20 protein-coding genes and 2 tRNA genes are annotated in these 24,814 nt (G+C 44.1%); 13 read left to right on the forward strand and 9 right to left on the reverse strand.

Annotated elements, in window-relative coordinates:
- Window positions 1-133: 133 nt before the first annotated feature.
- Window positions 134-1,771 carry a methyl-accepting chemotaxis protein gene (locus tag AACQ93_RS17860; RefSeq protein ID WP_064607315.1) on the forward strand — a complete coding sequence of 546 codons (1,638 nt, stop codon included), beginning with the start codon at window positions 134-136 and terminating at the stop codon, window positions 1,769-1,771.
- 73 nt (window positions 1,772-1,844) lie between these two features.
- Here the strand turns inward: AACQ93_RS17860 and AACQ93_RS17865 are convergent, their stop codons facing one another.
- From AACQ93_RS17865 to AACQ93_RS17890, 6 genes are read right to left on the reverse strand one after another with little or no spacing between them, the layout of a single operon-like run.
- Window positions 1,845-3,035 carry a tetratricopeptide repeat protein gene (locus AACQ93_RS17865; protein WP_198160188.1) on the reverse strand — a complete coding sequence of 397 codons (1,191 nt, stop codon included), beginning with the start codon at window positions 3,033-3,035 and terminating at the stop codon, window positions 1,845-1,847.
- A gap of 22 nt (window positions 3,036-3,057) precedes the next feature.
- The gene (locus AACQ93_RS17870) at window positions 3,058-3,729 is read right to left on the reverse strand and encodes an energy transducer TonB (RefSeq protein ID WP_064607323.1); all 672 of its coding nucleotides are present in this window, start codon (window positions 3,727-3,729) and stop codon (window positions 3,058-3,060) included.
- On the reverse strand, window positions 3,698-4,108 hold the full coding sequence (locus tag AACQ93_RS17875) for an ExbD/TolR family protein (protein WP_064607324.1): 411 nt from the start codon (window positions 4,106-4,108) through the stop codon (window positions 3,698-3,700). Before AACQ93_RS17875 ends, AACQ93_RS17870 begins: the two co-directional genes overlap by 32 nt.
- Window positions 4,109-4,111: 3 nt before the next feature.
- Complete coding sequence (locus tag AACQ93_RS17880; RefSeq protein WP_084419292.1) at window positions 4,112-4,639, reverse strand: MotA/TolQ/ExbB proton channel family protein; 528 nt, start codon at window positions 4,637-4,639, stop codon at window positions 4,112-4,114.
- Complete coding sequence (locus AACQ93_RS17885) at window positions 4,620-5,954, reverse strand: MotA/TolQ/ExbB proton channel family protein (RefSeq protein ID WP_064607328.1); 1,335 nt, start codon at window positions 5,952-5,954, stop codon at window positions 4,620-4,622. The genes AACQ93_RS17880 and AACQ93_RS17885 overlap by 20 nt, the downstream gene beginning before the upstream one ends.
- Complete coding sequence (locus AACQ93_RS17890) at window positions 5,954-6,715, reverse strand: DUF3450 domain-containing protein (RefSeq protein ID WP_084419295.1); 762 nt, start codon at window positions 6,713-6,715, stop codon at window positions 5,954-5,956. Before AACQ93_RS17890 ends, AACQ93_RS17885 begins: the two co-directional genes overlap by 1 nt.
- Before the next feature lie 142 nt (window positions 6,716-6,857).
- Here AACQ93_RS17890 and AACQ93_RS17895 point away from each other — a divergent pair, with 142 nt between their 5' ends.
- From AACQ93_RS17895 to AACQ93_RS17925, 7 genes are all read left to right on the forward strand, one after another.
- Entirely contained in the window at window positions 6,858-9,227 is a 2,370-nt protein-coding gene (locus tag AACQ93_RS17895) for a TonB-dependent receptor plug domain-containing protein (RefSeq protein WP_064607333.1), read from the forward strand.
- 80 nt (window positions 9,228-9,307) lie between these two features.
- The gene (locus AACQ93_RS17900; RefSeq protein WP_064607336.1) at window positions 9,308-11,026 is read left to right on the forward strand and encodes an ABC transporter ATP-binding protein/permease; all 1,719 of its coding nucleotides are present in this window, start codon (window positions 9,308-9,310) and stop codon (window positions 11,024-11,026) included.
- Complete coding sequence (locus AACQ93_RS17905; RefSeq protein ID WP_064607339.1) at window positions 11,020-13,809, forward strand: M16 family metallopeptidase; 2,790 nt, start codon at window positions 11,020-11,022, stop codon at window positions 13,807-13,809. The genes AACQ93_RS17900 and AACQ93_RS17905 overlap by 7 nt, the downstream gene beginning before the upstream one ends.
- Window positions 13,810-13,948: 139 nt before the next feature.
- A tRNA-Ser gene (locus tag AACQ93_RS17910) sits at window positions 13,949-14,039 on the forward strand.
- 41 nt (window positions 14,040-14,080) lie between these two features.
- A tRNA-Asp gene (locus AACQ93_RS17915) sits at window positions 14,081-14,157 on the forward strand.
- 452 nt (window positions 14,158-14,609) lie between these two features.
- Entirely contained in the window at window positions 14,610-15,338 is a 729-nt protein-coding gene (locus tag AACQ93_RS17920; protein ID WP_064607342.1) for a winged helix-turn-helix domain-containing protein, read from the forward strand.
- 19 nt (window positions 15,339-15,357) lie between these two features.
- Entirely contained in the window at window positions 15,358-18,183 is a 2,826-nt protein-coding gene (locus AACQ93_RS17925) for a hypothetical protein (protein ID WP_064607345.1), read from the forward strand.
- 92 nt (window positions 18,184-18,275) lie between these two features.
- Here the strand turns inward: AACQ93_RS17925 and AACQ93_RS17930 are convergent, their stop codons facing one another.
- Window positions 18,276-19,034 carry an MBL fold metallo-hydrolase gene (locus AACQ93_RS17930; RefSeq protein ID WP_064607348.1) on the reverse strand — a complete coding sequence of 253 codons (759 nt, stop codon included), beginning with the start codon at window positions 19,032-19,034 and terminating at the stop codon, window positions 18,276-18,278.
- Between the two features lie 716 nt (window positions 19,035-19,750).
- On the opposite strand from AACQ93_RS17930, the gene AACQ93_RS17935 reads away from it, so the two are divergent.
- Entirely contained in the window at window positions 19,751-20,116 is a 366-nt protein-coding gene (locus tag AACQ93_RS17935; RefSeq protein ID WP_064607350.1) for a hypothetical protein, read from the forward strand.
- A 178-nt stretch (window positions 20,117-20,294) separates the two neighbouring features.
- On the opposite strand, the gene AACQ93_RS17940 is transcribed toward AACQ93_RS17935, so the two are convergent.
- Window positions 20,295-20,738 carry a hypothetical protein gene (locus AACQ93_RS17940; RefSeq protein ID WP_064607353.1) on the reverse strand — a complete coding sequence of 148 codons (444 nt, stop codon included), beginning with the start codon at window positions 20,736-20,738 and terminating at the stop codon, window positions 20,295-20,297.
- A gap of 173 nt (window positions 20,739-20,911) precedes the next feature.
- On the opposite strand from AACQ93_RS17940, the gene AACQ93_RS17945 reads away from it, so the two are divergent.
- Window positions 20,912-21,226 (forward strand): DUF6506 family protein, encoded by a 315-nt coding sequence (locus tag AACQ93_RS17945; protein WP_064607356.1) that lies wholly within the window; start codon window positions 20,912-20,914, stop codon window positions 21,224-21,226.
- 51 nt (window positions 21,227-21,277) lie between these two features.
- Entirely contained in the window at window positions 21,278-22,084 is an 807-nt protein-coding gene (locus AACQ93_RS17950) for a helix-turn-helix transcriptional regulator (protein WP_064609601.1), read from the forward strand.
- 214 nt (window positions 22,085-22,298) lie between these two features.
- Here AACQ93_RS17950 and AACQ93_RS17955 read toward each other — a convergent pair whose 3' ends face one another.
- A complete protein-coding gene (locus AACQ93_RS17955) occupies window positions 22,299-23,291 on the reverse strand; it encodes a LysR family transcriptional regulator (RefSeq protein WP_084419297.1) in 993 nt (330 codons plus the stop codon).
- A gap of 94 nt (window positions 23,292-23,385) precedes the next feature.
- Here AACQ93_RS17955 and AACQ93_RS17960 point away from each other — a divergent pair, with 94 nt between their 5' ends.
- Window positions 23,386-24,330, forward strand: a complete 945-nt coding sequence (locus tag AACQ93_RS17960; RefSeq protein ID WP_064607359.1) for a porin — start codon at window positions 23,386-23,388, stop codon at window positions 24,328-24,330.
- Window positions 24,331-24,339: 9 nt separating this feature from the next.
- Window positions 24,340-24,804 carry a copper chaperone PCu(A)C gene (locus AACQ93_RS17965; protein ID WP_064607362.1) on the forward strand — a complete coding sequence of 155 codons (465 nt, stop codon included), beginning with the start codon at window positions 24,340-24,342 and terminating at the stop codon, window positions 24,802-24,804.
- The last annotated feature ends 10 nt before the right edge of the window (window positions 24,805-24,814 follow it).

Below are 24,814 nucleotides of genomic sequence, written 5' to 3' on the forward strand. Positions count from 1 at the left end.
TATTTATTTTCTCTTATATAGGTGTCGATGTACGTTAAGCTTGCTCGTTGGGGATTGGCTTTTTGTTTTTGTCTAATAAATAATCTTAATGCTCTTATTTTGATAAAGAGCAGAAAAGATTGGTTGTTTAGTAATGTTTTATAAGAATTTATCAGTTGGTAAAAAAATTGCGGTGATCTTTGCCGCTATAACGGCAATAGTTATTGCATTTGGCATTTTTCTGATGAACGAGCTTAAGCTTGTTAGGGTGGGAGTGTTAAATTTTGCAGATTCGACAATACCGAGTCTTATTTCAGTTGAAGATTTACAGTTTGAGGTTTCTTATGTTCGACGAACGCAGTATGCGATTTTAACCTACAGTGACCCTCAAGCGATTCGTCAGAGGATTGATAAGGCGGTAGAGCAGAATCGCCAAATTGAAAGAATGTTTGAGGCTTACAAAGCTTCCGTTGAAGGTATTGCTTCTGATCATGAGCAACAGGTGATCAGAGAGCTTAGTCTTGCTTGGCGTAATTATCAAAACTCGTTAAATGGATTTGCAGAAGCGGCGCTGAAAGGCGACGTTGCAACAGCCCAGCCTATTCTTGCGGGTACGTTTGATGAGTTCCAAACGCTGAGTGCAACATTGGACAGCTTAAGAGAGATTAATCTGGGATTTGTTAAACAAAACCGAACCGATATGCTGGCGAGTACAGATCGCGTAAGTACTATTTCTTTAACCGTGATTGTTTCTTTAGTCATTTTCATGGGCTTGATGAATTTGTTTCTGACCCGTCAGATTTGTCGTCCACTTAATCAAGTTATGGATTTATCCGGTGAGATTGCATCCGGTAACCTTGCCTACCATTTAGATCGCGGTGAAATCGGTAATGATGAACTGGGTATGCTGGCGGATTCGAGTATGAAAATGCAGGAAAATCTTCGTACTCTAGTTGAAGAGGTTATTGCTGCTGTTACTCAGCTTGGGGCAGCAGTAGAAGAAGTGAGTGCGGTTTCTGAGCAGTCATCTCAGGGTATGCAGCAGCAGCAGAATGAGATCACCATGGTTGCAACAGCGATGGATCAGATGAAGGCAACAGTTGCTGAAGTAGCGAGTAATACCGAAGTGGCATCTGTATCTGCTACATCAGCGAGCGATGAATCTCGGTTAGGTAGCAAAGATATTCAGCAGAGTATTGAGTTAATTCTTCGTGTATCTGCAGAAATTGACAATGCCGGTAAGCTGGTTCAACACCTGGAACAAGAGTCGAACAATATCAATATGGTGGTGGATGTCATCCGTGATATCGCCGATCAGACTAACCTGTTGGCACTTAATGCTGCGATTGAAGCTGCACGAGCCGGTGAACAGGGCAGAGGTTTTGCGGTTGTTGCAGATGAAGTTCGTACATTGGCTGCTCGTACCCAGGACTCTACCGGTGAGATCGTCTCTATTATCGATAAGCTACAAAAAAGCGCGATTGAAGCTAAAGAGGCAACATCTGAAAGCTGTAATATGATTCAGGATTGTTTAGCTCAAAGTCAAAATACCGGTCGTACTATTGAAAGTATTGAGCAGAGCGTCGGTCAGATTGCCGATATGAGCCAGCAGATTGCGAGTGCATGCAGCGAGCAGGACTCAGTAACGGATGAACTGGGACGAAATGTCGAAACCATTAACCAGTCTTCAAAAGAAGTGGCGACTGGGGCAGAGCAAACAGCACAAGCTTGTGTTGAATTAAGCCAGTTGGCTGCAAACCTGCAGTCGATGATGAGCCGGTTCAGAGTTTAGGGCTTTTCGTGTAATAAATATAAAAACCGCTGCCATAGTGCAGCGGTTTTTTGTTGGTACATCGTCTCAAGTTTTAACTGGCCAAATAGTCAATTTGTTTTAGCCATTGTTGGACAATCACGCCATATTCCGGTGCTTTGATTAGGCGAAGCTGTTTAATAGATTCCTGATAGTTACCCAGCTCATATAAGCTGATAGCCAGCATAAAACGCCACTGAGCATTATCAGGGGTATCATCTACCAAAGTTGTCAGAACATGGCGTGCCGGGCGCCATTTGCCAAGACGGAATGCGATTTGCGCTTTCTGAATCATTTGGGCTGTAGTTAATGGTTGGTGCTTTTCCATTTCACTGAAGGTTTTCAGTGCAGCAATATGATCGCGCCCAAGCAGGTTGGCATTAGTCAGCAATTTATATAGTGCTTTGTGATCACTGATTTTTTGTTCTTTCAGCCCTCGCTCCAGTATTGGTATCGCTTTATGGGGCGCAGACTGATTCATATAGAGTTGTGCCAGTAATATCCATGAACGATCTGGCAATATTTCTGCGTGGTATGCTGCGCCCAGAACCTTCAGAGCTTCTTTTGCCTGTTGGTTTTCAAGGTAGTTATAGCCAAGACGCTCCCAGTAATTGCCATTAGCCGGGAATAGCTTGGTCATTGTGATTAATAACGCTCTGGCTTTGTCTTTTTGTTCTGATTTCTCATACAGAGAAAGCAGGAGGCGATAATCATTTTCTCCTCTCTGTTCTATATTCATTGCATCTAGAACATCACGAATGGCAAGCTTAGTTTTTTCCTGTTGCAAATAAGCATGAGCTGAAAAAATGTAGTTATTGGCCAGCTGTGTTTGGATACTACTGACTTTTTCCGATTGTTCTTGCATGAGAGTCTTTAACTGCGCTTTTGCCGCAGGAAGCCAGTTTCGCAGAAACTGGCTGGTGAGCGGGTACTTGCTTTGTTGGTAGCTTAATTGCGCACCCAACAAATTAAAATTGAGTACCTGCTCCGTTGTCAGTTCAAGTTGTATGATTTCCTGAATCCGTTGCAGCGCACACGGATAGTCTTTTAACCTCATACAGTTATCCAGGTACAGGTTGCCGGCTAACAGCTTGACTGTATCGGACTGATTTTGAGCGTACTTGTAAAACTGAATGACTTCAGGAATAGCTCTCTCCGGAGAGTTGCCGATAGCATTCTGTATCCGCTGATACGATTGATAGATCTCTGGTGAAACTTCAATCGCATTAACGTGAAATGCGCTCATAACCAGAACCAGAGCGCAGATTTTATTTTTTAAGTTCATAGCTGATTTTTAACTGTTGCCACGGGGATTGCCCGGCTGCTGGTGGCTGAAAACGCCAACGGTAAGCCGCCCTTTTAGCTGATTGAGCAAACACACCAATCGGGTTTTCTGATATCACTTTGATTTTTGATACCTTGCCATCTTCTTTAATGAACAGGTGCAGGATAACCTCACCTTCAATCCCTAACTGTTTAGCCCTGGGTGGATACTGAGGTGGCAGCTGAAAAACGGGAGTAGCGGAAATCAGACCGCTGGCCATATTGGCTTTGACTGAACTGTTCGAATTTGCCAGCGTGAGATCCAGTTTTGTCAGTGAAGGTTCAATACTGAATTCAGTCGCTGTCATTGCCGGTAAACTTATCGCTTGTACTGGGCTGATTTTGCTTACTGACAGATTGATTTCAGGCATGGGTAACTTGCTGATGGCCGGTTGCTCAGTTGTGTGTGCCAGTTCAGTCGGTTCTTCTGGTTGTTTGGGCTCATCCATTGAGCGAAATTGCCGGAAAGAAAGCCGCATATCGTGGTTATCTGACTTAACCGGCTCACCCCAGATCAATGAATTCATGACCATAATCAGGCATGTATTAACAACTAGGGCCAGTATTGCCCCCATCAGGTGATGGTTAGATTTTCTTGTTGGTAGCAACGGCGACATTGCTGACTCCTGCCAGGCGAACCTGATCCAATGTTTCAATTAATCTGCCTGTTGGGACATTGTTGTCTGCATTTATCACCACTGAAAGCTGCTCGCTTTGCATCACACGGGTTTTGATTTCACTTTTGACGAAGCGAATATCAATTGGCTTTTTATCCAGCCAGATAATGCCTTCCTGATCGATAGAAACGACAACATTTTTTGCCGCCGGATGAGAGTCGCTGACACTGCTGTCAGGACGGTTAACATCAATGCTGTTGAGTTTGGTAAAGGAAGCACTGACGAGGAAGAAAATCAGCAGAATAAACACCATGTCGATCAGTGGTGTCATATTGATATCAATCGATTCCTGATTGTCGGTCGAATGGTAATTACGCATCGGTTATACCCGGGATAATTGCTGTGAAAAGGCCAGTGAAAACTTATGAGCGCGCTGGCTTAACCTGTGATGAAAAAATACGCCTGATAATGAAGTCACCAGACCGGCCAGTGTTGTCAGTAGAGCACTGGCGATCCCCGTTGAAAAGGCAAGAAAACTGCCTGTCTCTGCGGTCATGGCCTGAAATGTATCAATCATGCCGTTAACGGTTCCAAGTAAACCAAGTAAAGGTAATATCTTTGACAGGGTGTTAATCATCATCTGATGAGCGAACATCTGTTGGGAAAACATGCTGACGAGGCAGCTTCTGCTGCCCTCGTTCGCTCGTTGTTTTTGTTCCAATTTCAGCCAGACATCAGAGTATGTCTTAAGTAGCTCTTTACGGTGGTGGTTTTGGGTGAAAAAAGCGGTACCGATTAAGTACCACATCACACATGACACCATCATAATCAGCCAGAAAATTACATTAGTTCTGATGAAGTGGCCAAATGCCTCATTGATCTCGAAAGCATCATAGATCATGATTTTCATCCATTTCCCGAATCGCGATCAGTCCTGCTCCCTGATGCTCAAGAATGTGGATCAGGGTGTTGCTCCTGCTGTTAAGGAAGCAGTGAATCAACACCAGCGGGATCGAGACAACAAGGCCGAGTGCTGTCGTCAGCAAGGCTTGGGAAATACCGGATGACAGAATTTTTGGGCTGCCGTTACCAAATGCGGTGATGGCCTGAAATGTTTCAATCATGCCGGAAACTGTCCCCAAAAGCCCAAGTAATGGTGCAATTCCTGCCAGAACAGCCAGTGTAGGAAGGCCTTTCTTAAGTTTAGGAATCTCGCCAAGAATCACTTCATCTAGCAGGCGACTGAGCTGATCGGCACACACATTAGCTTTGTTGCCGATTTTAAGCATTCTGCCCAGAGGGTTATCGCCGGGTGCTGCCAGATTTAAACGCTGGTTTTCGATTTGTTTACTCTGACGGAATAACCGGATGCCTTGGATAAGAGCAATAACAAGGCCTGCAAACCCAACCAGCAGAATCAGGTAGCCAACGATCCCTGCTTGCTTTACACGCTGCCAGTTATCCGGCTGTTCACCGGCAATAGCTAGCAATGCACCCCTTGATGGGTCAATGGTTGCGGTAACCGACTCGTTATTGGTTTGTTCAAATTGTGCCAGGTTGTCCAGTGGCTCCCCTTGCGGTTGGTGTGGAAGCAATATGAATGCACTGTTTTCACCAAGATAGCGCACATAACCTTGCTGAGTAAAAGCTGTAAATGTACCGATTCGGGTAACTTCGTTTTGTTCTATTACGCCGTTTGGTTGCACAACAGAAGTGTTGAATTTCGTAATTTTTCCACTTTCCACCATTTGAAGCATATAGCCTGTCCAAAGGTTCTGGATATCAGTGTCAGTCGGCTGATGTTTATTATCCAATAATGGTGAAATTCGCAGCTTATCATCAGGAAACTGTGCGGAAAGCATAGAGTTAGATGCAAAGTGGTCAAGATCCGAAGCGGCTGACTGAAGTTGTTTAAAAAGCTGCTGAAGATCTGCACTTTCTTCTGCAAGCTTTTGGGTCAAGACTTCGATTTCTTTGTGGTTATTATCTATCTTTGCCAGTAGTAAATCCGTTTGTTTATTTAGTGTGTTCAGCTGAATTTTTGCTGCTTTAGTTGTTTCAGCTTGTTTTGTATGTAGTTTTTTAAATTGTTCCAACTGCGCATTATCGAGGGTGATATCTTGCTGGTAGCCCTGTCGGACTCGCTCCAACAGGTTATCAAGTTCATTGCTGTAACCAGTATTTGTGATCAGGACACTGATCATAAAAATAATGACTTTTCTCATTAGTTTGCTCGATAAACCGGAAGTGAAAGAAGTTGAGGTGAAATCTGTTGTTCGGCCAGTTTTATTGCTGTGCTGACTTCTTGTAGCGCTTCTTCATTTAGAGGCTTCCATGTGCGGGATTGCTTATTCCACATTCCACCTTGTTGTTGATCGGGTGTCAGGTAATAAAGAGCAAGGCGACCAATTCTGAGCTGGTGCATTAATGTCGGTGAATTACTGAATGGCAGCGGTGCTTCCCAGCTCTCAATAGTTGAGCCGTATTCCGTTTCAATTTGATAAGCTTCTAGAATACGTCGGAATTTGTTATTGGTATCCAGAGTAGGATTACTAAGCAGTTTTTGTAACTCTTTAACTCTTGCCTGACGCTCTTGCCAAAGAAAAGGCATGTCATTAGCGACGAATTGTTCAAGAACGTCGATCATGTTTTCCATTTGTGGCACAAGCTGTTGACGAACCTTGGCCAGAGCTGCTCGCTGCTCTGTTAACTGTTGTTTTTGTTTTTCCTGTTCCTGAACCTGCGCAGACAGGTTTTGGTTATATTTTTTTGTTAGCGCACTTTCCCTGAGTAGATTTTGGTATTCCTGCAATAGCGCGTCAGTCTCATCATCAATAGCTTCGATTTTTGCGTGTGTTTCTATCGCGGAATTCATCGCTTTTTTTTGCGATTTCATCACAGGTTCAAGGTGAGATTCAGCGTGTGTTACCGAAGTAACCGCTATCAGGCTCAACAGCATCCAGCACTGCAAAGGGTTTATTTTCATATGGTTATTTTTCAAGAAACAGAGATGGAGCAGGAATATACATTTAAATGATAGTGATAGCAATTATCATTTACACTAGCGGTTTTAACTGTTAGCATCCTCCGCCTTAAGAGTTCTGATTATCAAACAACCAGATATTGTTATGAAAATAATAAAAATCCAAGACATTCTGTTAACAGCAGGGATGGCTGCGACAGGTTTTGCTGCGACTTCTGTTTACGCAGCATCTGACGTAGAGAGTAACGAACACCTCGTAGAAGAGACACAAGAGGTAGTTGTCGTCGATCAGGCTGATGACGGACTTACTTCAAAAACAGTAATTGATCGTGAAGCCATCCAAAATACGCCAGATGGCAACGGTAATATGACGGATCTATTAAAATCGCATGTGAACGTGCGCTTTGAAAAAGATACTGAAAATGGTTTCCAGAACGGTGAAATTAAGCCTGCTGGTGTTTCGATTAATGGTGCTCCAAATCAGCAAACTGCTTATATGGTCGATGGTGTTGATATTAATAACGACATCGATCCAACCGGTATTTTGTATGGCGATGGCACGGCGGGGGTGATGCCAGGCTTAAGTTCAGAGCAGGCATACTTCTATGATTCGTCAATGATTGGCAGTGTCACTGTATATGACAGTAATGTGCCTGCAAGTTTGGGTGGCTTTACTGGTGGTGCAATTGTTGCTGATAGTTTGTTCTATTCTGGTGTGGATCGCGTTGGTGTTAACTATCGAACCACAAATCATCGTATGGCTAAAATGACTGTTGATGAGAACATTCGTGAACAGTATGAAAAAGCACAGGTAGCTGCAGGGAGCTCCAACGCGGAATTTCAGCCAAAGTATCAGAAAGACTTTGTTAACGTTGTTGTTGAGCAAGGTTTAACTGATGAGTTAGGTATGGTTATTGGTGCCAGCCGCCGTGAATCCGATATTACTCAGAAACGTGTTGTTGATGAGAAAGGTAAGATTGATGAGCAGGATCAAACACGTAATATTGATAATGTGATGGCAAACTTCCGCTGGCAGCCAAATGCTGAGAAGAAGCTGGATTTGAGCCTGCGTTATTCTTCGTATGAGTCAGGGCAATTTTATGGTGATATTGTACAGAATAACTTTGTCGATCAACACCGTGCTTATGGTGCAACGCTTAGTTGGGAGCAGGCTGCGCTGAATGGTACTGTGACAGCGCTGGCGTCGTATGACACTTTTAATGACAACCGAAAATCAAACAGTGCGAGTGTAACAACGACATATATTGACTGGGAGAATGACCCATATATTGACGGCGGTTATGGTGACAGTGAGTTAGCTCAGCAAAATGTGGGTGTAAAAGTTGATTATAAATCAAGCCCGTTAAGGTTCTTAGGCATGGCTCACCGTATCAGCTCAGGTGTGTCTGTGAAAAAAACGGATTATCATTTCGAGCGTTTTACAGATGTGCATTCAACAACAATCTTTAATGAAATGCCTTTCTTAAATGAGAAGAGACATACAGCGCTTAAAGGTACAGTTAAAACGGATTATACCAATTATGCGTTATATCTTGATGATTCGATGACAATTGGAGATGTTTCTCTGCGTCCAGGTATACGTGTTGAACAAGATGATTATCTGAAGAACCTTAATGTTGCACCACGTTTTTCAGCATCTTGGCAGGCGCTGGATAATACCCGATTTGTCGCTGGTGCTAACCGTTACTATGGTCGTTCTTTCGGTGCAATGAAACTGGCAAAAGACGTTGCTAAGTTAAATAAGGACGATTCCCGTGATTTTAAATCTATTGATAACATAGATACACCGTATTCAAATGAATTGACAATTGGCGTAGATCAAAATACCGGGAACTTTACGATTTCTGCTCGTTATATCTGGCGTGAATATAAAGACCGTATTATCCACCGTAAACTTCAATCTTCCCCGGTTGATGAATACATCAATGGTAACGATTATGCTGCGAATGTTTACACGCTCCAAATTAGCAATATTCAGCCATGGGTTGTTGGTCCCACGCTGTGGAACACCATATTAGGCTTTGATTGGTTAGACACAGATCGTGATGATCTTGGCGCTAGTCAGAATCCTAATGAGCTTGTCTATCTTGATGGCAAGCAGATGACGTTGCGCGAAATGGAAGCGAAAGTAAACAGTAGCCAGGAGGAATGGAATATTCGCCTTGGCTTGGATATGAAATTGCCTGATTACGATCTAACCTGGAGCAACAAAATATACGTGAAAGCACCGGTTCAGGGGTACGACTACATTGATGACAATGCACTGGGCGAAAGTATGTATAAGAGTTACGACTACGATGTACATACTCAGTGGGATACACAACTTCGTTGGCAGCCATCAACATGGGGTAATCAGGATATCTACTTCCAGGCTGACTTGTTGAATGTATTGAACGAGACTCGCCGCTTTGGTACTCAAGTTAACAGTGGTAATGATTTCGGTCTGTATTCACCGGGTCGTCAGCTATGGCTGGAAGTCGGTTATAACTTTTAACTAATCTTATTAATTAATAACTCTTAGCTCTGCACATTATTGTGCAGAGCTTATTGTCGTTTTTATCTGGAGCTGAATTTATGCAGCTGAATAATTTAATTTCACTTACTAATCGGCATTTTTTACTGCAGGTGTGGAATTTAGCGTCGCCTTATTGGAAAAGTCAGGAAAAATGGCTGGCGCGTATTTTACTTGTAACCATTATTGCCCTTAATTTCGGTACGGTTCAGTTGGCTGTTTTATACAGTGACTGGAACCGGGACTTTTTTAATTTGATGCAAAATAAAGAGTGGCATAATTTCTGGCCGCTTTTGGGTAATTTTGTATGGATTATGGGGATCTTTACCTTAGTTGATTTAGGTGAAGATTACCTGCGCCGAACGCTGCGTATTCGTTGGCGCCGTTGGTTAACAGACGCATATTTAACTCAATGGCTTCAGAATAACCGTTTATTCCGTCATCAGGCACAGAAAGGTGCAATTGATAACCCGGATCAACGGGTAACGAATGATATTAAAGAGTTCTGTGACAGCACATTGAGAATGGGGTTGGGATTGCTACGTACCGTAACCAGCTTGTTCTCTTTTGTGGTTATTCTGTGGAACCTTTCAGGTCAGCTCGAATTTGAATTTGCTGGCAGTGAGTGGGTTATTCCCGGCTATATGGTTTGGGTGGCAATTCTGTATTCCATTGTCGGCACCTGGCTGACCCATAAGGTGGCAAAACCACTGACTAAACTGAACTTCGAACAGGAAAGGCACGAGGCTAATTTCCGTTTTCATTTAATGCGTGTTCGTGAACATGCTGAATCCATTACTTTGCAAAGTGGTGAAGAAGCGGAACGTAAGCGTGCTGGTGGTTTGTTTGAACGTGTTTGGGAGAACTGGCAACAACTGACCATGATGAAGTTGCGCTATAACGCTTTTAATAGTGGTTATAACGAAGTTGCCCGTATTTTCCCGTACCTGGTTGCGGCTCCTCGCTTGATGAGTGGTGCGCTTCAGTTGGGCGATATGATGCAAACGGCTACCGGTTTCTATCGTGTGCAGGAAGCTTTCAGCTGGTTTGTTGATTCTTATGAATCTGTTGCTGAATGGAAAGCTGTGACTGATCGACTGATTAATTTCCATGTTCAATTGGAGCAACTTTCGGGTCCTGCATCTGCAATTGAACAAGGTGAGGCGCCGGGCTGGAGCAACCTGACAGTTATTAATCCGCAGGATGAAGTGTTATTTGATGCAGGCACTGGTGCCCTAGAAGTTAATACCATGATTAGCGGCCCGTCTGGTTGCGGTAAAAGTACTCTGTTCCGAACGCTTGCCGGGCTTTGGCCTTGTGAAAAAGGGCAAATTGTCATGCCGCAAGGCAGCGATTGTATGTTCATTCCTCAGCGTGGCTATCTCCCTCACGCATCAATGCGAGAAGTGCTCAGCTATCCATATGAATCTGGCAAGTGGACCGATGAAATTTATATGGATGCCCTTACCGCTGTTGGTCTGAATGAATTGGCGGATCTTGATACCAGCGATACATGGCAGCATCGCCTGTCTGGTGGTGAGTTACAGCGAGTCATGATTGCCCGCGCGTTGGTACATCAGCCGGAGTGGCTATTCCTGGATGAAGCGCTTTCTGCTGTTGATGAACAAAGTGAACAGGCAATTTATGTCCTGTTGAAAGAAAAAATGAGTAAAACCCGAGTTATTTCAATCAGTCACCGTTCAAACTCAGTGAACTGGCATGAACACCATCTGATGGTATGTAAGCAAACAAATCAGCTGGTGAAGGAAGTCATATGTTAAAGAAATTATTGTGTCTGGTATTGAGTTTTTCGCTGCTTTCTTGCGCCAGTGTCAGCACTCAGTATGCACAGTTGCCTTATAACAAGCTGGTCGAAAAGGGCCAGCTTGAAAATGGTTTTAAGTATTTTCTGGCACCCAACAGCAAACCATCCGATCGGGTGTATATTCGCTTGGTCGTGAATGCTGGCTCGATGAATGAAGATGATGATCAGAGCGGTGTCGCTCACATCGTAGAGCATATGGCTTTTAACGGCACTGAAAATTATCCGGGTAACAGTTTGATTGATGAGCTGGAAAAAATGGGAATGAAGTTCGGTGTCGATATTAATGCGTTCACGGACTTCGAGAACACAGTTTATATTCTCAACCTGCCGAATAATGAACCGGATCTAATTAATTTAGCTCTGGATATCGTGGCTGATTGGACCGGCAGAGTGACATTTCACAAAGCGGATTTGGAAGCAGAACGCGGTGTTGTGCTAGAAGAATGGCGTAGCCGGCTTGGCCCGCAATTGCGTCTAGGTGATAAGAAGTCTGCCGTCGAAATGGCCGGTTCTCGTTATGTTACACGTGATCCTATTGGCAGTGTTTACTCAATCAAAAATGTATCCGTAGAGCGAGTTGCTGATTTCTATTACCGTTGGTATCGCGCGGATAATATGTCGCTGGTCATTGCCGGTGATGTCGATGCAAGCCGGATTAAGCAGCAAATTAGTGAGAAGTTTGCATATCTGAAGCAGCCTGAAAAGCCGATGGATCCGATTGATTACTCAGTGCCTATTTCGGATAAATTACGTGTTGCATCAGTAACAGAAGCCAGCCGGGCAGATTCGTCGTTCGAGTTTAGTTTTCTGAAGCCATATCAGGAGGACAACTCTTTTTCTGCTTATAAGCAAAGCTTTATCAAAAACATTGCGACCAAGCTGCTAAATATTCGTTTCCAGGAATGGCAGGAGAAACAAACTGGGCTGATTAACAGCGCCACTTATTTTTCTACCAGCCTTGGCCGTGAAACGTCGCAGGATCTTTTTTCGCTGCAGCTTTCTGAACCAAAGTTTGAACAAGCCGCTGAGCAATTGTTTTCGGTGTTGGCTCAGATCAAACAGCATGGATTCTTAGCTTCAGAATTTGAAGCTGAGCGTGAGCGCATTGATGCGATCCTTACTCGTCGTGCAAAATCAATGGAGTCGCCATACAGCATCGACCTGGCCAGCGATATGGTTGACAGTGCGGCTACAGGTCAGTTGATTATGAATGATGAGGTGCTGCTTAAGATCAATCAGTCCTTGCTTAAAGATGTCACACTTGAGCAGGTTAATGCGGCCTTTACTGAGTTGATTAAGCCGCAGGCGAGAATGTTAATGCTGACTCACCCGAATGGGGTCATTAAACCGACGCTGACAACTGAAACAGCAGAGCAGTTATGGCAAGCAGCCATGAATAAGCCTCAGCCGAAGTATCAGGTGGAAACAGTAACCGCTGAACTGCCGGAACCACCGAGTAAAGCCGGTGATCTGACGCTGGAGAAAGAGTGGCCTGAGTTGGGGATTAAAGAATACCGACTTAGTAATGGTTCAAAACTGATTTATAACTACAGCGATACCACGCCTAATGAAGTGCATTTCAAAATGTACACCGCAGGCGGTTTGATGTCTGTTCCTGCCGAAGATTACTCGAAAGTTAAGATTGCCGCGGAAGTGATCGATGAATACGGGATGGGTTCTCTGAGCCGTAAAGAGCTTCGAACCATCATGGATGGGCGCCCGATTGCCTTTACTACTATTCTGGATGATTACGAACAGGGCTTTTCTGGCTGGAGCAGGAGTAATGACATTGATACTTTGTTTAAGTTGTTCCGCCTTAAGCATGAAGACGTCGTGGTTACGGACGAAATCGTTGCAGAATACAAGCGAGATATGATTCGTCGTTTGTCTGAAGCCACCCGTGATGCTGAAGATGTTTTTGCCCGTAAAGTCTCTGCTGTTCGCTTTCCTCAGCAGCCGACAGTTTACAGTCTGACTATGCAGGCGGTGGACTCTGTTGATACTCAGAGCCTGATTGATGCTTATCGCCAGTATGTTTTGTCGAAAACAGATTATACCTACTACATTGTGGGCGATATCAAAGAGAGTATTCTTCTGCCGAAAGTGAAACGCTATCTGGCATCGCTGCCAGTGAAAAAACAGCAGCGTCAGATGCGTCAGTTTGAAGTTGCCTCGCCGGATGAACGTTTGGTGGTGAAGCAAAACAGAGAACCGAGCTCAGAAGTTGAGATTTACCTGAGTTGGAAGACGCCATGGAGCCTGCAAAAAAACTATCAGCTTGATGTGGCCGGTGAACTGGTTCAGCAGGAACTGCGTCAGGTATTACGTGAAGAAGCGTCGGGCGTTTATGGTGTTAGCAGCTGGTTCTGGCAGGAACCTAATGATGGATACGCGATTGGTCGAATCAGCTTCAACTGCGCGCCGGAAAGGGTAGATGAACTGATTAACCTGACAGACAAAGTGTTGGCAAAGGTAAAAGAGAACGGTGTCTCAGAGCAAGGATTGGATAACATCAAAAATCAACGCAAAGATCGTTATCAGCGCTTGGTTAAATCTAACCTAGGCTGGCTGGATGTGATTAGCCAGAGCTATGCTCGTTACGGTGTGCCGACTGAAATTTATGCGCAGGAAAAGCTGAATGAACAGTTGGACAAATCCGTAGTTGATAAGACATTGTTGGATATGCTCAATCACAGTGAACGCTTTGAAGCTGTTCTGATGCCTGAAGATGATGTTTAAAATTGCTTAATGTTCTTGATTTCGCTTTGTTTTTATTCAAAACAATCAAAAAACGCATGGTTTTGAACGAATGTTGAGCGGTTGAGCAGTCAGGGGCTTTACAGTAATAAAAGTGCTGTGTATTATTCGCCGCACTTACGGAGAGATGGCTGAGTGGTTGAAAGCACCGGTCTTGAAAACCGGCATACGTTTGTAGCGTATCTAGGGTTCAAATCCCTATCTCTCCGCCACATTCTAGAAGTTGGGCGAAAGCCGGGCTTCATACAGAATTGGAGCGGTAGTTCAGTTGGTTAGAATACCGGCCTGTCACGCCGGGGGTCGCGGGTTCGAGTCCCGTCCGCTCCGCCACTGATTAGAGCCCCTGTCGAAAGACAGGGGCTTTTTCGTATGTGGTTTCCGCTTCCGAGAGTCCTACGGTCTCTTGGTCGCGACACTGGCCGTGCGCGTTGAGTCCCGTTCGCTCCGCCACTGATTAGAGCCCCTGTCGAAAGACAGGGGCTTTTTCGTATGTGGTTTCCGCTCCCGAGAGCCCTACGTTCTCTTGGTCGCGGCACTGGCCGTGTGCGTTGAGTCCCGTCCGCTCCGTCACTGATTAAAGCCCTTGTCGAAAGACAGGGGCTTTTTCGTATGTCTTTAATTTGTTTTAAGCAAGTTGATGCTCATTTTTTGATTGAAATCACTCGCCCTTACAAATCATTACTTTGTAATTGCCTTGTATTCCTTCGTCATAATTTACAAGCAGAAAAATAAGAGTAATATAAGCGCCAATATTGCACATTGTTCAATTTATTGAATTCAGAATGACAAAAATAATATTGGTGGAAGACAATCCAGATCTGAGGGAAAAGCATCAGTCATATCTGACAGAGCATGGTTATGATGTGACGCTTTCAGATGAGGCTTCTGCGACGTCTCTGGTTTGTGATTCTCAGCCTGACTTGGTGATAATCAGTTTGTCTTGTCCCAGTAGTGATGGCTTAGGGCTATGTCGTCAGCTTCGTCCAAGGGTAAAGAGTAAACTCCTTTTTCTAACGCCTCTGGCTGATGATATCGAGCATGTCGCTGCGTTGGAGCTTGGTGCTGATGATTTCATTCAGCAATCAATTTCGATGAGGGTACTGCTGGCACGAATCCGTATGTTGCTTCGCCGGATGCAGTCGGATGCTCCGTTGACTAATTTGAATGACAAGTTGTCGCATTCTGTTGTGCAGATCAGTGATGAAAAATTGGTTTGTGGCAATCTAGTGCTCAATAACAAGCGAAAAAGCTGTGTGATGGAAGAACAGGTAATTTCGCTTACCGCAAGTGAATTCGATCTGTTGTGGTTGCTGGCATCCAAGGCCGATGAAGTGTTGTCTCGTGAATACCTGGTCAAGGTATTACGAGGTGTTGAATATGATGGCTTTGATCGATCGGTAGACAATAAGATTGCGACATTACGGAAAAAATTAGGTGATATGCCTTCTCAGCCACGGAGAATCATTACCGTCCGAAGTAAAGGTTACGCGTTCATGCCGGACTATTGGTAATAAGTTTAAGGTTTAAAAAATGAAGAAGAATACACTCAAGCGGACTTTGGTTGGTTTGCTTGTAACAGCTGGTTTGTCGGCAACATCTGCAGTTGCATCTCCAGTAGCATGGGACGAAAGCGGAAAAGACTGGCTGACCCAGGAATCAGAACATTTCTCAGTGCATTTTGTTGACGGACATCAGCAAATGGCAACCAAAGCGCTCGATATTGCGGAACGCGTTCGCACCGAACAGCTCCCTTTCTTTAAGTCTGCACCTCAAGATCGTACCGAGATGGTATTGGTTGATGATTTCGATTACTCGAATGGTTGGGCGACACCGCTTCCTTATGCACAAATCCGTTTGTTTATGAGTCCGCCCGAAGATGGTGGTGATCTGGCTACCAATGATGATTGGCTGCATATGCTGATTCGTCATGAATATGCTCATATCATGCACATGGAAATGTCTACCGGTGTTCCTAAAACCTTGCAGTCTATTTTTGGCCGTCAGGCATTCTTCTTCCCTCATGCGCTAACGCCTTCAATGTTGTTGGAAGGGCTGGCTGTTTATCTCGAAACCAATGAAGAGTTAGGTTATGGGCGCCTGCAAAGCAGCAACTATGCGATGGAAATGCGCATGGAAGTTGCCAGCGGAGAGGTAAAAGATCTTGACGAGGTTGTTGTTGCTGATCGCGAATGGCCGCTGGGTTATCAGTATCTGTATGGTGCTTACTTTATGAAGTACCTGTCAGATACTTATGGCGAAGAGAAGATCCAGCTGTTTTTGCAAGATTACAGCAGACGCATTATTCCTTATTTTTTGATCAACCGTAGCGCGAAGCGGGCGTTCGGACGTGACTTTGATACACTCTGGCTTGATTTTCAGGGATACCTGAAAGCGGAGTTTGAGCCACAGCTGGCGCAGTTGAAAGCTCAGGCTGTTACCGGTGAAGACCTGCAACTGACTCCTTTCCTTCAGGTAACGGCAAGTAGTGAAAAAGGCTTGCTGGTTAACCGCAACAACGGTGAAGATCGTCCGGAAATCTCAGCCTTTGATTTTCAAGATCAAAATTGGCAGCCGTTGGCAGAGAGCAAGAGCGTGACTTCTATGTCTTCTCATCCTCAGTCCGGTCTGGCCGTTTCCCGTTTGATCCATTATGCCGATGGCAGAGGTTACAACGATATCTTCCTTTTCCGTGATGGTGACTGGCAGCAACTCACAGAGCGTCAGCGTTTCCGCAAAGTTCGCTGGATGCCTGATGGTAAGCAGCTGATTGCCAGCCGCAAGGAAGGGGGCGTTAGTGAGTTGTGGCTGCTGAATGCTGAAAATAAAGATACTGCTGTTCGTATTTGGCGGGGTGATGCCGATACGGTTCTGGGCTCATTTGATATATCACCGAACGGCGCTGAATTAGTGGCGTCGGTTAAACGCCCACAGCAGGGATGGGATCTGGAAACGCTGGATCTGGCCACCAAAACCTGGACTAAGGTGACTGAAACCAAAGCTGCCGAAAACAGTCCGGTATATTTACCGGATGGCCGTGTAGTTTTCAGTGCCGATTATGACGGTATCTTCAATATTTACGCACTTGATATTGCAAGTGGTGAGCTGGAACAGTGGACTCGTGAGCTGGGTGGTGCACTTCAGCCTGAATGGCAGCAGGGAGCAGGCCTGTTCTATCAGGCGTATGAGAGTGAAGGTTACCAACTACGACACTTGGCGGAGCCCAAAGCGGTATCGACTCAGCAGGTCAGTGCTTATCAGGGACGCTATGACTTCCCGCCGGCTGCGCCAAATAGTGTAGAAAAAAGTGAACCAGAAGCTTATAGCCCTTGGTCTACACTTCGCCCACATAACTGGCTTCCTGTGCTGCAGGCCGATGACACCCGAACATTGGTCGGCGCAACAACATTCGGCGCTGATGCTTTGGGGCGCCATAATTATCAAGTGTTGGCAGCGTGGGATGTCGATAATGAAGTCGCGGATCTGAATATTCTCTACCAGTACGATAACCGCTGGTTGATGACATTAGAAAGCACCCATGACTTTGACAAGTTTACCCAGGGGAACAGGACGGATTACCGCATTACCCGTGAAGACTCTGTGTTGCTTCAACGCAGTCATATCTTCAATGCCTTCGAAGATCAGCTAAGTCTTCATGCCGGTGGTGTGTTGGACAAAGAAAGTCTGGTTTCAGAGCCAGACTTTGCGTCAACAACTTTCCGTGAAACTAACGAAGCGCTGATGGGATTGGCTGTCACTTTTGATAACCGAGAGGCCTACCTGAATGTGCCAGGTACTGGTTGGGGGCACTATGTTGATTTGGTGGCAGAAACCAATGATGTCTTCGATGGTGATTATGATGGACAGAAGTATCAGGCGCAGTGGGTTGCTACCTGGGATCTGCCGGGACGTACAACTCTGACAGCAAGACTGGCCGGTGGTTATGCTGATGATGAGGCCAAAAGTTTCCGTCTGGGTGGTAATGATTTGTCGGAAGAAGCACCATTGTTTGGCCGGGATACCCAGGCACTAAGAGGTTACGATGAATCAGCTCAGCGCGGTCACCGTTATGCGACCCAGCGACTTGAGCTGAAAACCTGGCTGAACCGTTTTGAACGAAACTGGTCACTCTATCCGGTTGGTTTAGGTGATTTATCCGGTGCAGTGTTTGTTGATTCCGGTGCCGCATGGGATGCCGGAAAAGACAGAAAACAGCTGACTGGTGCCGGTGTTGAGATCACCCTTGAGGCAAAACTCGGTTATAACCTGACGTTACCAATCACTGTCGGCTACGGTCATGGTTTCGACAGTAAGCTGGGTAAAGACGAAGTTTACCTTTCTGTCGTAAGTGACTTTTAATCTGACTGCTAATACATAGATCAGAATTAAAATAACGTAGAAGAGCTGCAATTAATCATTGCAGCTCTTTTTTATGTCTTTCTGAGTTCTTATTACGCGTCAGTAGCAGGTTTGAGTACTTTTTTCAGCTTGGCTTTTACTGAACGCCAGTGGGTAACTGGGATTTCAGGTGCATTGTCCAGCAGGTATTTATACTCCTGCTCAGATGGCTGAACTTCTCCGCCATGAGCCAAAATGATTGAATCAGGTTTGAGCTCAATGACTTTGTGCAGCGAGGATTTGTATCGATTGGGATAGAACACTGGGTAAGGTGGGATAAAGCGACCTTTGACCTTAACCATAAGATCGGCGACATATACCCGGTTAGTGGAGGCATGGTACAGGGATAAATCTCTGTCAGTGTGGCCTTGGGTTGATAATGCAACCCAGTCAGGAAAGCCGGGCAGTGGCTCTTTATCATCAAGAATAAAATCGGGTTTAAGGTTGCACGGATACCAGATTTTGACTTTCGGCTTTTTCATACGCCTGGCAACCCATTTGGCCAGCAGAATGTCAGTAATATGCATGACCTTACCATCAATCCCTGAATACCATTGCCCGGCGACATTAGCGGCAGCAAGGCGGCAGCCAGTTAATTGGCGAAGCTGATGTGCAGCACCGGCATGATCTGGGTGCATGTGGGTAACAACAACTAACTTTAGATCTGTAAGCGGCCTTTTTAGTTCGTCCTGGATAAATTGTTTTATTACCGGAATATCAGCCCGGCTGCAGCCGTCTAAAAGTAATAATCGGTTGGGATACTCAGCCAGGTATATCGACTGGATATAGCCTTCTATTTGGTGAAGTTTCATCGTGTCGCACTCTCCATCCGTGTTGAGTGATTTTTGAACACCTAAAAACTCATTATTCTCCAACTCATCGGACCATTCAAGTTGAAAAGCGTTTTGCTTTAATTAAAGCAGAAGCTGACTTCACTGTTTAAAACAGCGCTCCTTAAAAGTTATGTCACTAAACAGAAATAAAGGTGATTAGTTAAAGAGCAGTTCTTGTTATTAACATTGATGGCGGTACCACTTTAGGGTTAGATGATTCTATTGTTGAATCATAAATTCACACACCTATTTGTCTTACAAATAGGCTTAATTTAGTTATTTCTCCGGTTGTAACCGTAAGATACTCATTTATAACGGAATGAACATACTGTTAAATTGTAACGACTGTTACATAAGAAACATCTATATATAAGAATGACTTACAAGACTACGCTGTCTTGCTTTTCGTACATAACGTTGATTTTGTTACAAAAAATTACTGTGGTATGACCATCTATTTCAAAAAATAGTGATACATTTCACAAAAAATAAGAGCGGAAATGCAATTGCTTGCAAGTCATAGGGAATTGAATTGTTGCCAATCTGTAATGAGATAAATGCCGAGGGTGGGTGATTTATCAAGTCAGGATTTGGTAACAAAAAATGGGGTGAATAATGAGTACTGGAATGTGAATGTTGTTGTTCACATTATCCAATAAGACTTAAAAATAATATTACGATTGTAGAAGAGTGTTATGCATAAAATGATAGAGATGGTAAAAGCGCTTAAAGGTATCGGCGTACAGTTTGATGAAAAAAATCTGAAGGAATGCCTTCATCAATACGAAATTAAACAACGTGCACGTGAGCTTATTGATCTGGCGAAAAAGAAAGAGTTAGATCTAAGCAAGGATATCGTTAAAGCGAGCATTGCCGCCGTTATTATCAATTATGATGACCTGAAAGACGATCTGGAAGCTTCCATGTTCAATCTGATGAAAGTCAGTGATCCAATTATTCTGAAGACGATTAAGAAGACTGAAGAGTTCAAGCAGCTTCTTTATATTCTTGGTGAAGCTGTGGATCGTCGTTCGTACTACTCTCAAAAGCATTCATACTAAAAGGGGGTATGAGGCCTGCACTGAGGCATAATCAAAATAATATTCAGTGCGTCAGGTTTTTTAACCTGACAGTGTAGCACCATAAAAAAGGAACTTAGTCCTGTCCACGCTATACTCACTTAGTGGCTAATTTAATTAGCCACTATTTTTTTGTTTCTATTTTCTGATAGAAAGACTCCTACCTATATTTGTGTGCAAAGTATTCTTTATTTCCGCAATGGAAATCATGATATGGCGAATAATCTTCAAAGTGGCCGCTTTCATCCGGGACGTAACCTTTCTCTATGTAATGTTTAATCAGGTTTGCCAGTATCTGGTGATAATCATCTTCGTTTCGACAGTGCTTTTTTAAATGCTCAAGATATGAAGTGTAGCTGGTGCTATCGAGTGAGCGCAGAATGAAAGCAACGTCGGAAAGATCGACACCGAACTCATTGGTTTCAGCAAGGTAGATCAGATCGGAGGCGACGCCTTTGTGACGGCTGTAGAGCAGGCATTCATGGTCGACAAGTTCTTTGGCGGCGCTGTTAATGTTATCTGAGTAACTGACCACATAGAGATTTTTGGGGTGTCCTGTGACAGAAAACGGTGATTTAATGGTGTGAAGGTGTAGCTTGTCCATGGCTCTCCTCCGTATAAATATTATGGTTAATCATTCTGGTTACATAATTTTGGCTGAGAAAGTTTTGCTTTGCCTGATTTTGCAGATTGAGTTGCCAGTTGGCGCATTTCTACAATCTCATATTAGGCCTCCCCGGTAACATGCCCTCATCAACGAAATGAGGGGAACTGATTATGTCTGAAGTATTTAAAGCTGCTTTTATTTTTGTGGCTCCTGAAGCTAATCCGGAAACGGATGCTTCATGGGTTCGAACCAAAGAAGTCCATGTGAAGACCATTGCCGTATCAGGTTATCAGGAAGCTTGTGATCTGATTGATTCTCTGGTGGAAGAAGGAATTAAGGCAGTTGAACTCTGTGCTGGATTCGGCCATCAGGGCGTAGCTGAAATTGTTAAAGTTGCCGGTGAACGTCTGCATATTGGTGTGGTGCGTTTTGATAAGCATCCGTGTCTGGGCTTTGTCAGCGGTGACGAGCTGTTCCTGTCTTAATAAGGAAAATCGCCTCTGTCAGCATCAGAGGCGGTGTGCTACATTCGCGCCATGAATACATTACTTATCCGACCAGGCTCACCGCTTAGTGATTTTGTCGCTCAGTTCTGGCTGTGGGAGCAGAGCCAGCCTCTGGCCATTCCTGATATTTTGCCGGGAACCGGTGTCGAGATTCTGTTTAATCTCGGCGAGCCTGTCGTAGCTGAATCACCTTCACAGGCTAGGCTGAATTTTGGTGAAGGTCTGGTGATATGTCCGCGTAAGTCGACGTTCCGGCTTCAACCGACAGGGGCAACGAAAGTGCTGTCTGTGCGTTTTCGCTCAGCTGGCTTTTTCCAGTTGTTTGGCATCCCTCTGACGGAGATCGCCGATCAGATTGTGGATGTCAGTACGATTATTCCACGAAGTGTTTTGTCACAGATTACGGAATTTGAGTCTGAGGTTGCAGCAATTTCGCTGCTGGAAAGCTGGTTGCTACAGCAAATAAAGCCTGAGCGGGCAGATGGTTCTGCGCTGAAGTGGGCGATTGATGAAGTCTATTATCAGAACAGCAGTGATGTGATCAGTGATGTAAAGCAGGAGCTGAATGTCAGCGAGCGTACGTTTCAGCGCAAGTTCAAGGTTTACACTGGCGTTGATGCTAAGTATTTCGAGCGAACCTCCAGGTTCCAGTCGGCTTTAAGAACCTTGCTTTGCGAGGGCAGTACGCAATACACCGGAATTGCATTGGATCACGGCTATTATGATCAGCCTTACTTTATTAAGGAATTTAAATGCTTCACCGGTGTAACCCCGAAGCAGTTCCTGACGGAAGAGAACTTTAGTCTAAATCATTACAACAACGATATTTACGATTGAAAATTTGCTTTGATTAATAACACATGGCTAAAGGTTTATTTTTAGCGAAAAGCTTCATGTAGAAGAGGTGAGCCGTCGATCATAGAGTACAAGTTTGTGTTTACCGGTTCTGTATGGTTGGCGGCTTTTTACCTTACTGGTAGCGAAGAATGAATCTATATCTTTAACTGACTGTATTGGTTATCTTTTCACCTCGGGGTATTTTCAATTTTACTTATCCCTCATTTATCAGTACAAACTTTTTATATTCATCAATAAACGTTTTCAGTCTTTTGGTCATGTGTTCTCTTGACCTGTAAACGATATACATGTCTATTGTTCTATAGACGTCATCGGCAAAGATATTGATCAACTTCCCCGTAGCAACTAAATTTGTAACCTGACTTTGAGGCAGTAGGGCTATTCCTATCCCTTGCTCTACAAGATTAATTGCGACATCAACAGAGTCTGTAGTGACGGAGCCTGAAACTTGAATTTTGGTTATTTCGCCTAAGCTGTTTTGTAATTCCCATTGCTTTTCTTTAGTTGGTGAATTCACATTGACAATACAATTATGGTATGACAAATCTTGAATTGAACTTGGGTTGCTGTTTTTTTCTAGATATTCTGGTGATGCATAACATCTCATAATAAAAGAGTAAACTTTGACAGCTATTAGTGACTGATCTTCTGGCAAAAAAGGCGATATCATCAGATCGCAATCAGCCATCTCAGTTAGCATCTTTGGGGTCAGTGTCATTAGCTCTAACTGGATGTTTGGGTAGGTATTAACAAAGTTTGCAATAAACCCCTGACTTAGCCATCTTGCCATCGGATGAAGCAATCCCAGCTTTATGCTTCCCTGGATCTTATTGACGCTGCCATCAAGGCTTTCCAAGGTCTCTTCTAATTCTAATACTATGTTTTTACTGGCTTTAAGTATTTTTCTGCCATGCGGTGTCAGGCTGAGCGAACGCCCACCCCGATGAAACAGTTTGACTTTAAACTCTTCTTCCAGCGCTCTGATCTTTCGGCTCAGTGTCGGTTGTGCCACCCCAAGGCTTTGTGACGCAGAGATGAAGCTAAGGTGCTCCGCCACGACAGTAAACATTCGTAATGATTCAATATCCATAGCTTCCCTCAAAACAGAATAAAAACAATTTTCAAACACTGTGTAAACAATAATATTGATCTGGATCTCATTATGCAGGATATGAATCATCACCATTCAAAACCTTACATTCCTGACCTCATACCTAATTGAATAAAATATTACCAATAATTCGAATAAGACAACTCATTTATACAGTAGAAGAGTAAAAATGAAAAAAAATATATCAAAGTATTTATTGGTAACATTATTAATTCCGGCGACGAGCTGGGCAGAAAGTATTTCTCCGACATTTTATGGTTCAGTTCAGGGCCAAATTCGGGCTGAGGAAAATAAAGATTATAGTAATAAAATTGACTATGCATCAGTAGGGGTATTCGGGTTTCATCAAGCTGGATTAGTGAATGCACGCTATAAAGTTGAAGCTGAATATTCTCAAACTAACCCGGATCCAGACGAACAAAATGAAGTTATTTTAAGTGAAGCAAATTTCTTATTGCTTACTAAAGATTACGGCATTATCTACTTTGGAAACGGCGTCGTAGGAACATGGAATGACCTGTATAAAAAGGTTGATATATTCGCATCAAATAATATGAAGCGAGCCGGTGGTAACTCAACGTTATTCCGACAAAAATATTATGGTACCAACCAGTTTGCTTATACAACACCGGCATTCGGTAACTTTTCCTTTAAAGTTGCAGCGATTACACCAGATGATGAAAACGGCTCAGACGTCGATGTGTTTGGCCTGCGTGCGCTTTACAACACTGAAAACTTCAGTCTTGTTCTTAATCGTGCAGAGATGGATGAGAAATTCATTGCTACGGGTTATACCCGTTGGGCACTGGCATCTAGTTATCGAATGGGGAATATCTACCTGGGTGGAATGATCGAATATAACAATGATGATCCTGCCGGTGACAGTTCGGTATATGCAGTTTCTGGCAGCTATGCATTAAATAAGCTGGCCTTTAAGCTGGGTTACCAAACCAAAATCTGGAAAAGCAGCATTGATAAAGACGACGAAGGCCTTGTTTTGGCTAATGTCACCTACCAATTTGATCCCAACCTTTCTGTTTATCTCGAAGCTGCTGATTACTTTAAAAACACTCAAAACGATAACTTAAACCTTGGTTTGACAATTAATTTCTAAGGAAGTCCTATGCGTAAGATAACTCTGTTAATGGCTGCTTTGTGTGCGTTCAGCACCCAAGCGGGAATTACCGTTTCTGATTGTGTTATTCGAGAGCCGGCACCCGGTATGAATATGACAGCAGCCTACCTGACCCTTGAGTACACCAACAGTGAGTCGATGAAGCAACTGCGTTTGCCGTCTCCTGAATCAGTCGTCGGAGCTTCGATTAGCGATATCTCCGATAACGTTGAAATCCATAAAACACAGATGGTCGACGGGACTACGAAAATGGTTCGTATCCCGTCATTACGCCTGAAGGAGGGCAAGACTCTGCTAAAGCCAGGAGGTCTGCATCTGATGCTAAAAGGCCTAAAAATCCGGCCAAAAGCAGGAGAAACTTACCCAGTCAAACTTTGGATGACTTATACCGAAGATCTGAAGTGTGAGGCGTTAGTTAAAACCAGTGCTGAAATAAATGCTGACCAAGGCTAGTGAGGTCCTG

Origin of the sequence: Photobacterium sp. J15 (genome assembly GCF_963870815.1) — a bacterium.
Lineage (GTDB): Bacteria > Pseudomonadota > Gammaproteobacteria > Enterobacterales > Vibrionaceae > Photobacterium > Photobacterium marinum.

What these genes read in the sequence shown, in the direction of transcription:
- AACQ93_RS17860 (WP_064607315.1), top strand. Translation starts at nt 134, where the DNA reads ATGTTTTATAAGAATTTATCAGTTGGTAAAAAAATTGCGGTGATCTTT.
- AACQ93_RS17865 (WP_198160188.1), bottom strand. Translation starts at nt 3,035, where the DNA reads ATGAGCGCATTTCACGTTAATGCGATTGAAGTTTCACCAGAGATCTAT.
- AACQ93_RS17870 (WP_064607323.1), bottom strand. Translation starts at nt 3,729, where the DNA reads ATGTCGCCGTTGCTACCAACAAGAAAATCTAACCATCACCTGATGGGG.
- AACQ93_RS17875 (WP_064607324.1), bottom strand. Translation starts at nt 4,108, where the DNA reads ATGCGTAATTACCATTCGACCGACAATCAGGAATCGATTGATATCAAT.
- AACQ93_RS17880 (WP_084419292.1), bottom strand. Translation starts at nt 4,639, where the DNA reads ATGAAAATCATGATCTATGATGCTTTCGAGATCAATGAGGCATTTGGC.
- AACQ93_RS17885 (WP_064607328.1), bottom strand. Translation starts at nt 5,954, where the DNA reads ATGAGAAAAGTCATTATTTTTATGATCAGTGTCCTGATCACAAATACT.
- AACQ93_RS17890 (WP_084419295.1), bottom strand. Translation starts at nt 6,715, where the DNA reads ATGAAAATAAACCCTTTGCAGTGCTGGATGCTGTTGAGCCTGATAGCG.
- AACQ93_RS17895 (WP_064607333.1), top strand. Translation starts at nt 6,858, where the DNA reads ATGAAAATAATAAAAATCCAAGACATTCTGTTAACAGCAGGGATGGCT.
- AACQ93_RS17900 (WP_064607336.1), top strand. Translation starts at nt 9,308, where the DNA reads ATGCAGCTGAATAATTTAATTTCACTTACTAATCGGCATTTTTTACTG.
- AACQ93_RS17905 (WP_064607339.1), top strand. Translation starts at nt 11,020, where the DNA reads ATGTTAAAGAAATTATTGTGTCTGGTATTGAGTTTTTCGCTGCTTTCT.
- AACQ93_RS17920 (WP_064607342.1), top strand. Translation starts at nt 14,610, where the DNA reads ATGACAAAAATAATATTGGTGGAAGACAATCCAGATCTGAGGGAAAAG.
- AACQ93_RS17925 (WP_064607345.1), top strand. Translation starts at nt 15,358, where the DNA reads ATGAAGAAGAATACACTCAAGCGGACTTTGGTTGGTTTGCTTGTAACA.
- AACQ93_RS17930 (WP_064607348.1), bottom strand. Translation starts at nt 19,034, where the DNA reads ATGAAACTTCACCAAATAGAAGGCTATATCCAGTCGATATACCTGGCT.
- AACQ93_RS17935 (WP_064607350.1), top strand. Translation starts at nt 19,751, where the DNA reads ATGCATAAAATGATAGAGATGGTAAAAGCGCTTAAAGGTATCGGCGTA.
- AACQ93_RS17940 (WP_064607353.1), bottom strand. Translation starts at nt 20,738, where the DNA reads ATGGACAAGCTACACCTTCACACCATTAAATCACCGTTTTCTGTCACA.
- AACQ93_RS17945 (WP_064607356.1), top strand. Translation starts at nt 20,912, where the DNA reads ATGTCTGAAGTATTTAAAGCTGCTTTTATTTTTGTGGCTCCTGAAGCT.
- AACQ93_RS17950 (WP_064609601.1), top strand. Translation starts at nt 21,278, where the DNA reads ATGAATACATTACTTATCCGACCAGGCTCACCGCTTAGTGATTTTGTC.
- AACQ93_RS17955 (WP_084419297.1), bottom strand. Translation starts at nt 23,291, where the DNA reads ATGGTGATGATTCATATCCTGCATAATGAGATCCAGATCAATATTATT.
- AACQ93_RS17960 (WP_064607359.1), top strand. Translation starts at nt 23,386, where the DNA reads ATGAAAAAAAATATATCAAAGTATTTATTGGTAACATTATTAATTCCG.
- AACQ93_RS17965 (WP_064607362.1), top strand. Translation starts at nt 24,340, where the DNA reads ATGCGTAAGATAACTCTGTTAATGGCTGCTTTGTGTGCGTTCAGCACC.